At 50.5% G+C, this 17,425-nt stretch carries 1 protein-coding gene (running past both ends of the window); it reads left to right on the forward strand.

Window positions 1-17,425, forward strand: part of the annotated coding region (locus tag PHH49_06110; GenBank protein MDD5488514.1) for a LamG domain-containing protein (this coding region is incomplete at both ends). Its footprint runs off both ends of the window (14,423 nt to the left, 19,230 nt to the right); 17,425 of its 51,078 annotated nt are in view.

The following is a 17,425-nucleotide window of genomic DNA, read 5'->3' on the forward strand; positions in this document are numbered from 1 at the left end:
CGGCTACGGCTGTAGACAAGCAGGTAATAACGACGTCGAGTTTCGATGAGCGTGGGAACGCGCTTACGCAGGATATATTAAGGTACTACTGGGAAACGAGCGCGTTCGTGTTCGGAGAAGCGCAACATATCGTGAACGCCGGCCATGACATCCATGACCGTGCGGCGACCTCGGTAATAACGAGTTTCAGTGACGTCGCCATGACGACCGAGACGGGCAAACAGGAAATAACCTACTCGAGTTACGACAGGTACGGCAATGTGTTGGCGCAGACGGTCCGGAAGTATGTGGTGAATGAGGGTACGGGGGCGGCGACGGACTATGCGGGATACAATGAAATAACAAACGTTTACGGGAACGCTGTGGCCCAAAGACGCGGGAATGCCACCCAGACAACGACTATATCGTATAATTCAGATGATGACAGGACCGGCAGGACGGTCACGGTGTCGAGTAACTTTACCTCTACCGGATATGCCCAGGACCAGACGATATCAAGCTATGTGATGAACGCTTCGGCGGTCGAAAAATTGACGAAGGTAACGGTTATCGAGAACGAAAGTATAGATAATCGTGGTGACGCGGGCACGCAGAGGATTACGGTGAGCCAGACCGACGCTAACGGGCTGGATCCCGAGGTCATAAGTTACCAGGTACTTACCAACCGGAGCTACGACACGCAGCATAACGTGCTGAACCAGGAGATATTCACCTATACGGAAGAGGATGGTACGCTACTCGACGTACAGGAGATCAGGAATTCGGGTTATCATTCAAGCGGCGTAGCTATGCTGCAGACCATAGCCACATACAGCAATTCCGGGAAAACCGCCTTACTTGACGTGAAAACGATCGTGAACGAGAACGTCGATGTCGACGGGAACGTGGGTACGACCACGATAACTAAATATTCCGGCCGTCTGGGGACGGATACGATGGCCGGGGCGATAAACCCGGACCCGGCTACGGCGATAGACAAGCAGGTAATAACGACCTCGAGTTTCGATGAGCGTGGGAACGCGCTCGCGCAGGATATATTAAGGTACTATTGGGAAACAAGCTCTTTCGTGTTCGGAGAAGCGCAACATATCGTGAACGCCGGACATGATATCCACGACAGGGCGGCGACTTCGGTGATAACGAGTTACAGTAACGAAGCCATGTCTGTCGTGACGGGCAGGCAGGATATAACCTATTCGGCCTATGACAGGTACGGCAATGTGCTGACCCAGACTGCGCTGAAATACGCGGTGAACGGAGCGACCGGCGAGGCTACGGTATACGCGGGTAAGAACGAGGTGACGAACGTATATGACGACCCGGTGGCCCAGAGGCGCGGGAATGCCACGAATGCCGAAGTGATATCCTATAATTCGGACAATGACAGGACGGGCAGGACGGTGACGGTGTCCAGTAATTTCACGGCTACCGGATACGCCCAGGACCAGACGATATCAAGTTATGTCATGAACGCTTCGGCGGTCGAAAAATTAACGAAGGTGACGGTTATCGAGAACGAAAGCATCGACAGCCGTGGTGATGCCGCCACGCAGAGGATAACGGTGAGCCAGACGGACGCCGACGGACTGAACCCGCTGGCCATAAGTTACCAGGTCCTAACTAACCGAAGCTATGACACACAGCATAACGTATTGAACCAGGAGATATTCACTTACACGGAAGAAGGCGGTACGTTACTCGACGTACAGGAGATCAGGAACTCGGGGCATTATTCAAGCGGCGTGGTCATGCAACAGACGATCGCGACATACAGTAATGCCGGCAAAACCAGCCTTCTGGACGTAAAAGTGATACTTAACGAGGATGTCGACGTTGACGGGAACGTCGGCACGTCCACGATAACGAAATATTCCGGCCGGCTTGGTACGGATACAATGACCGGGGCGATAAACCCGGACCCGGCTACCGCGTTAGATAAGCAGGTAATAACGACGTCGAGTTTCGACGAGCGCGGGAACGCCCTTGAGCAGGACATATTGAGGTATTACTGGAAAGACGGTTCGTTCGTGTTCAGCGAGGCACAGGCCATAGTCAACAGCAACCTGGATATCCATGACCGGGCAGCCAATTCCGTTATTACGACCTATAATAACGAGGCCATGACGGTCGTGACGGGCAGGCAGGATATAGATTATCTGGCATACGACAGGTATGACAACGTGTTGAGCCAGGAAGTTCGGAAATATCTCGTGAATGGATCGACCGGTGAAGCTACGATATACGCGGGTAAGAGCGAGATAACGAATGTGTACGGGGACGCGGTAGCGGCAAGGCGCGGGAATACTACCCAGACTACGGTAATAACCTACAACTCCAGTAACACGAAGACGGGCAGGACGGTAACGGTATCGAGTAATTTCACGGGTACCGGTTACGCTCAGAACCAGACGATATCAAGCTACCTTATGGACGGTGCCTCCGAAAAACTCACAAAGGTAACTGTTATCGTCAGTGAGGACATAAATAACCGTGGTGACGCGGAGACACAGAGGATAACGATAAGCCAGACGGACGCTGCCGGCTTGAACCCGGAGGTCGTGAGCTATCAGGTGCTGACGAACCGGAGCTTTGATACGCAACATAATGTGCTGAACCAGGAGATATTCACTTATACGGATAGTTCCCAAAACGATCTTCTTAGCGTGCAGGAAGTGCGGAACATAGGCTATCACGCAAGCGGGATCGTGTTGCTCCAGAAGGTCGTTTCCTACGCGGAGGCCGGGAAACTAACGATCATCGACGCCAAGACGGTGGAGAACAGCAATATCGACGTGAACGGGAATATCGGTATGACCGAGATCATCAGCTATTCCGGTTGCTCCATCGCCGGTGGCGGTGTGGGGGATATCACGTTCTCCGACCCGATACGCAAACAGGTCATAGCGTCCGACTCCTTCGACGTCTCCGGGAATGTTCTGCATCAGACGGTAAAGAACTACATTTACGATGATGGTTCCAGTGGATTTGTTTTCGCGGATGCGCAGGAAATAACCCATACCGGATACGATATGCATGGGCGCTCCCAGGAAGCGACGGTAAAATATTTCTCTAACGTGACCATGACCACACTGTACAGAATGACAGTGATAGATTACGGCAATTATGATATTTTCGGCAATGTGATCGATCAGGTGGTATACACCTACTCTGCCGGAGTTGTAAGTGAAGCGAACCTGACCTATTGCGAAACTATCGTAAATGAATTCGATGATACGGTCGAAAGAAGCCGCGGTAATCCCGCCGGTACGACCGTCGTCAGGTATTCCGACAGCGCCCGTACCACCGAACTGGTCCGTACCGTGACGGAGATGACGTATACCACTAAGGGGAATGTCATGCGGATGACCCGTACGGTCACGGAACAGGACAAGGTCACCGTAGAAACTGATCTTTCCGACAGGACGTATGACGAAAAAGGCGACCTGTTATATTCTTATGTGCAGGTTTCCGAGACCGGAGGGGACCTGGATCACACGTATACCGTAGAAATGAGTATCGACGCGGATACCGGATATAACGCGTTGGGCCAGGTCATACGGATGACGCAAACTACGGTCGACGGGACCTTGACGGTGGAGGAAACGGACCAGGCCGACCGCACATATGATATGAGGGGAAGGTTGCTGACGTCGCAAGCCAGTATACATGAGTCCGGTGAATGGACGAATAACTCGGACCCGGAAAACCCCGTGACCTATGGGCTAAACCACACCTACGCGACATCGGTATCGATAACCAGCTATGATGATCTCGACAGGGTGCTACGGATGGAGCAGGTAACGACCGACGGCACTTTAGTGACGACCCAGACGGATACGGAAGACAGGACATATGACGGGAGAGGGCGGCTTTTGTCATCAGTAATGGACATAAATGAAGCGGGTGGCGACCTGGACCACACATATGCGGTCACGACCACGATCAATTCATATAACACGGTGGGGCAGGTAACCGGCAAAACGGAGGTGATGACCGATCTGGACCTTATAACGACTACCACGGATACCGAGCTCCGCCGATATGACTCGGAAGGCCGGCTCACCTATTCGAAAACATCGGTCCAGATGGCGAATGCGGCGGGTTCTTCGTTGGAATTGTCGAACAGCTATACTGTTGAAATGACCGTGCTGGAGTATACGACACTGGGGCAGATAGGAGGTATGGTCCGCAAGACGGAAGATGGAGGGCTTGTAACAACGGAGACCGATCTTCTGTTCCGGCAATATGACATATATGGAAGATTGACGTATTCCTGCTCGGAAGTCCATGTCGAAGGCGAGGACCTCGTTAACGGCGGCAGTATCGATACCCTTAACATGGTGGAAACCTTTATTTCCAAGTACAACACACTTGGGCAGATATTGAACATGGCTACCGCAACCCATTATCAGGACGGCAGGATAATTTTTGAGGCGGACTGGAACTTTGACGGAGTGTTGGCGATAGCGACTAACAGCATATTGAACAACTATGATTCACAGCTGCAGTTTGAGCGCCGATATGACTCGAACGGACGCCTTATACATTCGAGGTCCACCGTGCAGGAACAAAGGGTCGACGGCGGGACGATAGAACATGTCACGCGTGAAGTGGTCGAAACCGACATATATTCATACAATGATCTCGGCCAGGTGGATATGATGGAGGTTAAAACGCAGAATTGGGTACTGGACCTTAAGACCGCCTCAACGATGGTATTCGGCATAGGGCTGACGGTTGTGGCGACCGACCTGGATTCGCGGGAATATGACGAAAAAGGGCAGCTTGTGCACTCCAAGACCAATATGCGCGAATTGTCGGATACCAATGTTAACGGTGACGGCATTGCGGATGATTATTATTACGTGTATATAGGGGACGGCGAATATATGGTATCTTTCGCGGCCGACGCCAGCACGAATACCGTAGTTATGGGAACGGACACTCAGCTCGCCCATGGAGACTTGATCGAGATAACCGGGTCCGCCATACCGGAAGGATTAGTGGCCAGTGGCCAGTATTATGTGGTTTACGAGAATCCCTCGAACCCCGGGACAGTGGGGACGTTCAAGCTGGTGGCAAAGGCGGATTACGAGGCCGGTAGCACGACACAATATGCCGAGTTCACGACCAACGGGGCGAACCTGAGCTATTCGCTTGTCGCGGATGCGTGTATATTCCACGCCGATGGCGATACGATAGAGTCCGCGGGACATGGCCTTATGGAGGGGGAAATGGTCATGGTAGGACAGATAGATGGCGACTATTACTATGTTGTAAATGTCGTGGGGGACACGTTCCAACTGGTAAATAATGAAGATTACGCCCAGTACCTCGAGGGGGATACCAGTGTAGTGGTCGATATCCCGGCCGGCAAAGACGGGCTGGAGACCACATATTCCAAAGCGTATATTGAGAAACAGGACGTGGAGTATGTCCTGGAGACCATCATACACAGTTATAACGACCTTGGACAGGTGCTTCAGATGACACGGATAACTTCCGAGGATACGGCTATCACATGTTTCGTGAACGCCGGGGATGATTTCATTACCAAAGAGAACCATGGGCTTGCGACCGGGGACCTGATCCAGGTAAGCGGCTCCGCGGTCACGGGGGGGATATCCGAGAATAAGGTCTATACCGTCATAAAGGTAGATGATGATACGTTCAAGCTCTCCGAGGATGGGGTCAACCCCATAGGTATTCCTTTTGGCGGCGGTAGTGTTACCTATAAGACCGTTTCAGCGTCCTATAGCTGTTCGGTGAACGCTTCGACCGACGAAATAACCATCACCGGCCACGGGTTCTATGACGGTGACAGAGTAAGGTTCATGTCGGATAACCTTCCGGAAGGGATAGAGCCCGATCAGTATTATTACGTTATAGTGACCGGCGACAATACTTTCAAATTAGCTACGGACGAGACGCTGGATACGGTCGTGGTGATCGGTTCGGCGGGAGCGAATGTAGTGTGCAACCTGCTTACCGTCACGACCTTTGAAGTGGACTCGGTTAACAGGCAGTATGATTCGAGCGGCCGAATAACCTATTCCAAGGTGGATATTACGTCGACCGGGGCGATGGACAGGACGGTCGAAACGAAGATAAATAAATATAATGACAGGGATTTGATAGCTAATATGGAGGTATGGACCTATCTCGCGGACGGAAGGATAACGGTCGAGAAGGATGAGATACAGGACATGGTCTATACATATGACGGGAACGGTAATATAAACGGCGTAGTGTATCTGTATGGATTGGATGATACTGGCGCTACGGTGCCCATTGGCATACAGTATACCGGGTTTATCTCATGCGACCGGGTCTATGACATGCAGGGACGTCTTAGGGAAAGCGCCGTCCACAAATACGAACTGGTATCATGTTCTATCGAGAGCAGGAATGTCAGCGGGACGAATTATATCGTGGTTACGCTTCCGGACGAGGCTACGGACCCATATGTGTATTTTTCCGCCGACCAGTTGCCGACCGGGGTCAACAGTACCGACCAGTATGTGCTTGTTACGACAACGGCCGGTGTGCCGGAGTACTATCTTATCAGTAGCCAGGACGCGTCGGGATATATAGCGGCAGGACAACCTTATCAGATAATACAATACGCTGATGCCGGGAACAATGTATATATCACGACGAACGATACTTTCGACTACACGGTCAACCGGGCTATTACGAGACTGGGGAGAGATGTTATCGTTTACACGCAAACGCGGGATGTGAACGAGACCATGTTCGCCATTATCTACCATTATTACGGGCTGGACCTGGGGTCCGCCACTTCGTATACCTATAATTCATTCCTTTCCACGACCCTGGACCTTGCCCCTCGGCAGTTCGACAGCGAAGGGCGCCTTGTCAGGTCTTACGAGATGGTCAGGAACATATATTCCTATCTCGGCATGACGAATTCACAGGGCAATATCGTCATTAAGGGGAACGGACTGAGCCTCGGGGATACCGTTTACATTCTATACGAGGAGGACGGAGAGGTAAGGCGTGCCATGTTCTACGTTATAGGCGTGAACGGGGACGAGTTGATATTGTCTGCCACGCCCGACGGCGAAGCGGTCGCGTTCGAGGCCGGGACGTATCGCGTGGTATTAGAAGAGGTCTCGTACATACTGACGGAGATACTCGCGTACAATGGCTTGAACCAGATAGCGAAAATGAGGACAACTACGGTAGAAGATACGCTGACGACCGTCGCGGAGGATATGGAAGCCAGGGTCTATGACGACGAGGGCAGGCTGATATACTCGAACATAGAATACCATGAGACGGACGTGGCCGGGGATGTAGATGAGACCTATACGGTCGAGACCGTGATCCATTCTTATTATGAGGGGACCAACAACGTGAAAAGGATGACCGTGACCACCGCGAAAGATGGCACGGTTACGGTCGAAAAGGATATTGAGGACCGGAAATACAACTCTAATGACCAGTTGGTATACTCGAAGACAGAGGTTACCGAGACCAAGGGGGACGCCACCGAGGTCTACACCGTTGAAAGGAAGATAGATTCATATAATTCCCAGGGCCAGGTCCTGAGAATGACCCAGACGGTCATCAAGGATGATAAAGTGACCATAGAAAAGGATATAGAGGATCGAGTGTATGATACCAAGGGTCGGTTGGTATATTCAAAGATCGAGGTCAGCGAGGGTACGCTGGAGGATGCGCCCAGAGGATCGCTATTTCCGCCAACGGATGGTACGGCGGGTTCGTTCACGCCGCCGGAAGAAGTCATATACGGCCCGGTGCAGCAACCGGCTAACGGCGGTGAACGGCGGCTCTTGATAGATCCCAGAAGCTTGTCGGGAGAAAAGACCGTGGTCGTAGACGAGACTTATACGGTCGAGACGGAAATATCGCAATATGACTTGCGCGATAACATAGTGAGGATGAAGGTCACGACCACGAACGACGATGGGTCGGTCGAGGTGCGCAATGATATATCCGACAGGGAATATGACAGCAGCGGCAGGTTCATCTATTCGGAAGTGGAAGTAACGGAATATGGCGTGTCCGGGACCACCAATGTGGTCATAGAAAATATCAATGACGGTACGTTCCTTGTCGATGGGCACGGCCTGGTGGATGGGGATATGGTAGAGATCACCGGCTCAGTGGATGGGGCGGAAGTGAGCGGGATATATTACGTGATCGACGCGAGCGAGGATGAGTTCAAATTATCTGATGACGTGAATGGCGCGGAGATCGACTTACCGGATGATATTGAAGATGTGTCGATCAACATGGTGAAAACGCATTATACAGAGGAAACGTCCGTGACCAAATACGATGACAACGACAACGTGTTGCGGATGAAGACCGTTACCACCGAGGGCAATAATGTCCAGACGATCGAGGATATCGCTGACAGGCGGTATGATACTGAGGACAGGCTTGTCTATTCCATGCAGAAAATAAGCGAACTTGACGGGATATCCGAGGATGTGAGTTTCCTGGAGACCATTATCGATTCCTATGATGAGGACGACAACGTTCTACGGATGACGCGCAAAACATTCGAATATGATGTCCTGGACGCGTCGCCGAATGCCAATGATATTTCAGTCAACGGTACAATAAGTTTCGTGGAGGTGCGAGAAGGCGATGATGTGGCCTATTTCAACGGGAATACGTTCCTGAACCTGGATGATCCATACACGAGCGCAAACGAAGTATTCGACCAGCCCATAGATGATCGCAGCGGCGGGTTATGGTTCAACGCCGAAGACGTGGAGGGGCTGCAGGTGCTTTACGAGGAAGGCGACGAAGAGAGCGGATTGAACCTGTATATATATGAAGGCCGGCTGTACGCGGGCGTATGGAACGGCTCGTTCGAAACGTGGCTAAGTGTTGATATCGAGGTCTCGGAATGGTTCCAGGTCGCGTATACGTTCGACGGGAACAACCCGGGCGGCGAGGGTGGGTCCTTTAAGTTATACCTCAATGGGGAGCTGGTCGATGAAGCCGTTTTTGATGGTTCTGAACGTGTTGACGCGCATGGCGGTAATGACGCGATCGGCGCCATGAATGATGGTTCCAGGTTCCATACAGGGAAAGACGCGTCGGAAGATGTAGACCACTACTTCACGGGCTCCATGGATGAAGTGGTGATCTATGACCGTGTTCTTGAGAAGAACGAGATAGAGGTCCTCGCGCGGGAGAACGCGAGCATGATAAGCCCGGAGTCGCTTTCCGCTTATTATTCGTTCAACAACAACTTGACCGTGACCGTCGAGACGGACCTTGAGGACCGGACGTATGATGACGATGGGAATCTCTTGTCATCTAACATACGTGTGACCGAAACTGGGAGCGCGGGAAGTGTTGTGACGGATGTAACGATAGATGGGGATACTATATCCTATGCCGGACACGGTTATTCCGAAGGAGATAAGGTCCAAATAGCGGGTGCTTTAAGCGGTATCTACTACATAATCTACATTGATCCTGATACGTTCAAGCTTTCCGCCGAAGCCGGCGGACCTGCCGTTGATGTCGGAGATTTGATCTCGGGTGGCAGTAATGGCTTGAATTTCACCTTATTGACGGAGACGACATACACGGTTGAGACGATCTTTACCGCCTATGACGGGGATGGTAATGCCCTGAGACTGATGCGGACAATAATTGAAGGGGATGGCGTAACGGAAGAGATAGATGTTGAGGACAGGGTATACGATTCCAGGGGAAGACTCATCCACTCTAGGACGATAGTGCATGACGCGTCCAGTGGGGTTACAGTAGTGAACGTATCCGAGGTTGACGCGGCTTTCAATAAGATCGTGGCGGAAAGCCACGGGCTTAAGAGCGGGGATATCGTCATGCTCAAAGGGCTTGTAGGGGTCTCTTCAGAGGAGATGTTCTATGTCATCTATGCGGACGAGAACACATTCCAGATATCTTCTGTCCTTGATGGCGACGCGATCGATATCAAGGGAGACCTGGGAAATGTGACATTTGTGGCAGTTGACGTATATACGGTCGAACAGGACGTCCATCGGTACGACGCGTCCGGGAATATCCTGCGCATGACGAAGTCCGTGACCCGCGGTGATTCCGTGACCATAGAAAAAGATATAGAGAACCGCAGGTACGATTCGCGTGGACGCCTGCTTTATTCCAAGATAGAGGTGACAAGTACTGTAACAGATCCACAGATAAGCGGCATATCGGGGATCATCGTCAACGAGAACACCTTTGTCAAGACCGATCATGGCCTGGAGGTCGGCGACCAGATACGTGTATACGACGATATGGGTGGGTATAAGGATTATTTCGTCGTATATGTGGACGGGGACAATTTCAAGGTTTCCGCGAGCCCTGAGGGGACAGTCACTGACATAGGTACATATAATTACGCCAGTTTTGAGAAGATCGAGAGCTATGTGGTCGAAACCAACATAATAGCCTATGACGTCGAGAACCGTATAGTGGCGATGACGGAAAAACAGATATTCGACGGAGGGAAAACAGTTTACGAGACCACGACGTCGATAGGAGCCTTTAATTCAAGGGACCAGATACGCAGAATGACCAGGACCTCCAAAACCTATGAGGATGGAGAGCTTACCGGCGATGTGACAGAGACGGATATCTCGGACAGGAAATATGATTCTAAGGATAACCTTACGTATTCCAAAATACATGTTACGGGTACGGATGGAGATTATACCCTGGAAAGGAACATGGTTTATGACGACAACAGCAATCTGATCCGCATGAAGCAAACAAAGAAAGAGGGGTCGGAGACCACGATCAATGAGGATGTGGAGGATAGGCAGTATGACTCTAGGGGTCGATTGACCTACTCCAAAATGCGGACGACTGTGTCTGACACATCGAACGATGAGGTCTTTGTGACCACGGAAGAGACCAGGATCCATAAATATAATTCTGAGGACCAGGTCGTAAGGATGACCCGGACCACGATCGACGGGGAACTGTGCACTGTAGTTACCGACACCGCGGATAGGCAGTATGACGCCAAAGGCAACCTTATTTACTACGATACGGATGTGACTGAGACCGCAGGAGAGAACTACCTTGGTGAATTAGTGAGCCTTGGCAATGGTGAATATTCCCAGAACGTATATTCGGATGAAGCGATGACCAATTTCGCCTCTGTATACTACTTTAAGGACATTGGCGGGCAGAGATACATCACGAGGAAAGAAACCATTGAGGATGGCATCGCGGTTACCTATTACTGGGCTACCGACCAGGGAATAGAGAACAACCGAATAGTAAGGAAAGTGCTTATTTCGCCGGACGAGAACGGATGTATCGAATACCGGTATATGAACGAGGACTGGCAGGGACGTGGTTACGGCAGGGTCCAGTATGCCTTTTTCGCGGAAAACCAGGCCGCGCCGGATGGGACGGGGTACAACATATCCGAATACCGGTACAATGACGAGGGACAGGTCATAAGCGAGCGCTTGTTCAGTGAAGTGTTCTCTTCGGCTACAGGGAACGTAAGAACGATATATTATGACGGATATGAAACTGTCGATGATGTGGCGTATGTGGCGGCCCGTTATGTTTCCGCCGATGGCGAGGAATACCAGATGATCGATTATTCCGAAGTGGAGAGCCTCGTTGGATTCATCGGGGACCTTGCGGAAGCTTTTAACGAAAATGATTATTTATTCGGGGATCCTGTCCAGGTCCGGACGTCGAGTAATTATATCTACTACAGACAGATGCTGTACTTGGGGGATGAAAGGACCGATGACAACAATGTCGGTTATTACGAGTATTATGTGAAAAAAGGCGATACGGAGGCGCACCCGGGTACTATACATCTCAACAAGGACGAATATTCGTTGGAATATCAGTATGGGCAGGAAGACGTGCTGTATTATCTGACGATAACCCCGTATGGCAGCACGGATATGAGTGACAAATTCGGCAGGGTCTATGTCTATTATGACAAGACGGACGAAAACCGCGTCAGCGCGGTGTCTTTTTCGAAAAAACAAAAAGACACGGTCTCCGGCAAGGACTATAACACCGTGTATTATTCATATGATGGATCCGGGAACGTTATAGGCGCGGACCTGTATGACGGTGTTGGACAAAGCTACATAGGCGACAATAACTCCCTCCTAGCCAGTTATTCCTTTGAGGGTCAGGTGGATGGGGCCATCATGGTGGAATGTCTCGGGCGTGACGGAGAGCTCATGGTCTCGAAACACATAAAAGATCCAATGAGGACGATGGCGATAACCGAACAGGAAATAACGTTCATTGGCACGAACAAGGGATATGCGGTGAACCATACTTACTCTGTAGAGGTCTCGATAGATAAATATGATTCTCGTGGGCAAGTGCTCAAAATGACCAAGACAACTACGGACGGTGATGATATTACCGTCGAGAAGGACATAGATAACCGGGCGTATGACGCCGAGGGCAACCTGTCTTATTCAAATGTCGCCGTATACGACCATTCCACGGGAGCGGATATTTTGATGAATGAGGACGGTTCGGGACGTTTCTGTGGGGATCTCGTCGAGGTCTCGACCGGAAAATATGAAGTGAAGGTCTATTCCAATAGCTCAATGACAGATATTGTCGCGGTTTATACATACGCTAAGGTCGACGTGGGGGATGGCGTATATAACATGATGCTCTCTTCCATAGAGACCGAGGAGAACGGGGCGAAGGTAATTTACGGGTTCAACGAGGCAGGCGGTTTTATCGTATCGAAAACGATCGAAACGGCCGATATGGGCACGCTCGAGTTCGCCTATACCGCCTCAGGCGAGGTAATATCGGTCCGGCAAACTCCGGAAGGCGGGGCCCAAACGCCTGATGGGAACACGGCCACATCGGTTATTTACTATTTTGACGGTAACGGCGCTATGAACCGTAAGGATTTCCTCGACGCCGAGGGAAGTGTGGTAGGTAACAGCCGGTATGTCAATAGCGGCGGTGTGCTCGTTAACCGGTATTATCCTGGTAGCACATCTTCCAGCGGGAATTTTGTCGGAGAGTATGCCGTGGGAGCGTCTGAATTCATCGAAGTAACCGGGATGACTGATATTGACGGGATATTGACCACATTTAACACGCCATACACGATAGTAACTACTACCATACATGAATATGACAGCGAGGGCCGCGCGCTCAGAATGACGCGAACGACGGTGGACGGTGGCCAGACGACTACGGATGTTACCGGGAATATCGACGGCCGTGGCCGTACAAGTATAGTGAACGGTGAGATCGTGGTCGACGCCGTGATCGTCAAAAATCATGGGCTTGAAGGCGGGGAGCGGATACAGATTGATGGCGGGGCGTTCGCCGGGACATGGTATGTTGTGTACATCGATAAGGATACGTTCGCGTTATCTTATAACGCCAATGGCACCAATATCGCGACCTTCGAATGTTTCTGCGCTAATTATTATGCTGACCCGAGCCTCATAATGGACCTGATATCCCGGGGTATCGACCCGGCTACATATAATCCGGATAATCGCGAACATCTATTGCATACGGATTGGTCCCTGATAGACCCAGACCATTATGACGGGTCGTTCAAGGTCATATCAGGAGGAAAAGCCGCTTCGTGCAATCACATTACAACGGTAGAAACGGTCATTGACAGTTATAACGCCAAGGGCGAGGTCCTGCGCATGACGCGTACTATCACCGATGGAAGCAATATGAGCGTGGAAAAGGACGTTGTGGACCGGGAATACCGTAACGGCTTGTTAGAGTATTCGAAGGTTGAAGTTACGGAGATCGAGGATTCCGTGAGTAGCGAATATATGGTCGAGACCCGGATCCTTAAATATGATCTTTCCGGCAATGTTGTCAGGATGGACCGGACAACGCGGGATAATGAAAAAACTACCCGAGAAAAAGACCTGGCCGACCGCGTATATGATTCTAATGGACGTATTGTGTATTCCAAAATGGTGGTCGGGGTCACTGATAATGCCAAGAATGAAACTTCGGTCACTACGGAAGAGACGATCATACACGCCTATAATGATGACGACCAGGTGCTGAGAATGACGCAAACCACTGTTGATGGCGATCTTTGTACGGTCGTGACCGATACCGCGGACAGGCAATATGATAATACCGGGAACCTGGTTTACTATAACACTGACGTAACGGAGACCGCAGGGGAGAATTATTTTGGAGAATTAGTGAACATGGGAGGCGGCGAATATTACCAGAACGTATATTCGGACGAGGCGATGACGAATCTTTCCGCGACATACTATTACAAGAACATAGGAGGCAAACGATATACGACCAGGAAGGTGACCACGGAGAATGGTATCGGCGTTACATATTATTACACTACGGACCAGGGGATTGATAAGAACCGCGTGGAGAGAAAGGTCCTCGACGAAGCCGATGCTAATGGGTGTACCGAATACGGGTTCTATAACGAAGACTGGCTGGGGCGAGGGTACGGCAGGGTTGAATACGCTGTATTTGCCGAGACCAGGACGGCGCCGGACGGGGTAGGTTACACGGTCGCCCGGTATGAGTATGACAGCGAGGGAAAAGTCTCAAGTGAAAGTTTCTATGACGGAAGCATATCCGATGGGACCTATGTAGGCACAGCTTCTTATTCCGGTTATTACGCTTCGGGTAGTACCGAGTACGCGTATATGAGCTATGTGTCTTCGTCCGGCGAAGATCATATGATGGTAAGCTTTATCAACCAGTATTCAAGCGTTTCCGAGCCGCTTACTGAAGATTCATATTACTTCGGTGATATAGAGGAAACCTCTTCCTCCGGCAAGTATACATACTTCACGCAGAAGGTATACAGTGACGCGGACAAGACTAACCTTGTCGCGACATACCAGTATATGCAGGTAGAGGGTGAGGATATGTACCTGAGATATAAGATACTGTCTTCGGAGGATGGTTTCAGGACCATGTATTACTATAACGCTGACGGAAGTCTTTTGTATAAGAATGTTTACGACGGATATAACGGACAGGATGTAAAGGTGTACTACGACCGGGACAATAATGACAGGGTGTCGTATATTGTTTTTGATTCAGCCCAGACGGACGTGTTGAGCGGAGAGAGTTTCAAGGCCGTTGAGTATGTCTATGATCCTAGCGGTAAGATAATAGAGGCGAAGTTGCGTGACTACGAAAGCGCTGTGGGCAAGAGTTACGGCCTCGTGGCATCATACCTGTTCGACGGCGCCAGCGGGACGGTGTCGTGTGTGGACGACACCGGTGAGTTGGTCGCGGTAAGAAAGAACATGGGTACGATGGACCTCTCAAAGACCACACAGCAGTCTACCATGCCGCTGAGCCTGAACAATTCATACTCCGTCGAGGTCTCTATAGACAAGTATGATGCCCGCGGCTTGATACTGATGATGACCCGTACCACTACCAGGGACGGCGTGGTGACCGTGGAAAAGGATGTAGAGGAAAGAACGTATGACGCGAGCGGTAACCTTACCAACTCCAATATCGCGGTGTACCAGTATTCCCTGGATCCCGATACGGCGATGAATGAGAACGGTAGCGGGAGTTTCTTCGGTGATATCATGGATATCGGAAACGACCTGTTCCAGGTCAATGTTTACAGCGACGAGGCCATGACCGACCTGGTCTCGGTATATACGTATAAGAAGGTAAAGGACAGCTCCGGTGCGTATTCAATGGTCCTGTTAAAAATTGAGACTACTGAGGATGGCAATAAGGTCACGTATAATTTTAACAGTGACATGAACTATATCGCGTCTAAAGTGGTGGAAACCGCGGATGGTGGTTCCATTGACTACCGCTACCGCAGCGATGGCCGTCTTTACTATATGATACAAACCCTGCCGGGCGGTATTACTGCCCCAGACGGCTCCAGGGCGGACGACGCGATATATTCTTACAATTCCGACGGCACTCTCTACTGTGTACAGTATCGTAAAGATGGAAATATAATAGGCAGAAGCAACTATGATACGATCGGAGGGAAGACCACCAAATCATATTATTCCGGCAACAATACTTCTGACCGTGATCTGATAGGTGAATACACGTTTACCGATGACGATAACGAATACATGATGCTTGACGCAAAAGGCGATATTACGGGCGTTATGGCTGATATGGACGTGCCGTTCAGTTTCGTTTCGACGACGGTCCACAGTTATGACTCCAAGGGGAACGTAAAGCGTATGACGCGGGTAACTTCCGAGGGCATGGTCCGCATGGTGGAAAAAGACACAAGCGACAGAAGATACGACGCGGCCGGTAACCTTACTTATTTCAGCACTGAAACAACGATCACGGAGAATGGCGATTTCCTGAGCCGGACCGTTGAGGAGACCAACATCTATTCCTATAACTCACTGGGACAGGTCGCGCGTAAGAGAACATCCATAGATACATATAACGAGAGCGGAAGCCGTATCGGCGAAACGACCACGACCGATATCGCCGACCGCAAATATAACCTTGAGGGCACGCTTTCTTACTCGTATGTCACGGTCTCCGAATACAAGGGCGGATATACAACGGCTTCCACCATTGAGACGGAACGCGCATACGATACGGATAACAATGTGGTTAAGGTGCGAAAAACAACTACGGAAGGCACAAAGTTGACCATAGAGGAAGACGCGGTGGCGCGACAGTATGATACTGAAGGACGGTTGGCATACTCAAAGATAACAACGACAACTGTGGACAACAGCACCGGGGAAAGGACGGTCTCTAGCGAAGAGACCGTTATCCATAAGTACAACTCGAAGGACCAGGTAGTAAGGATGACGCAAACCCGGGTAGACGGGGCTGTCTGTACGGTCGTTACCGATGTCGAGGACCGTAGGTACGACTCTAAAGGTAATCTTGTTTACTACAATACGGATGTGACGGAGACCGGAGGGGAGAATTATCTTGGCGATATCGTAAGCCTCGGCAACGGGCAGTATAAACAGAACGTGTATTCGGACGAGGAGATGGTGAACCTGGTGTCCGTATATTACTATAAAGACATAGGGAGCGATAGGTATACAACGAAAAAGGAAACAACGGAAAATGGCGTTGGAGTAACGTATTATTACGCCACGGACCAAGGGATAGACAAGAACAGGATCGTCAGGAAAGTGCTCGACGCGCCGGATGCGAACGGATGTGTTGAATACAGGTTCTATAACGAGGACTGGCAGGGACGTGGGTATGGGAAAGTACAATACGCTTTCTATGCCGATACACAAACCGCACCATATGGCATGGAATACACAATTTCCCGGTTCATCTATGACGGGGAAGGCAATTTGACGGAAGAAAAGTTGTATAACGGTAAGGTGTCAGCGGAGACTTACGTTGGCAGTGCTAAATACAGCGATTATCACGTTAGTAATGGTGCCGCGAGGACGGAATACATATA

The sequence above is a fragment of the Candidatus Omnitrophota bacterium genome (assembly GCA_028715965.1).
Classification (GTDB): Bacteria; Omnitrophota; Gorgyraeia; order Tantalellales; family Tantalellaceae; genus JAQUQS01.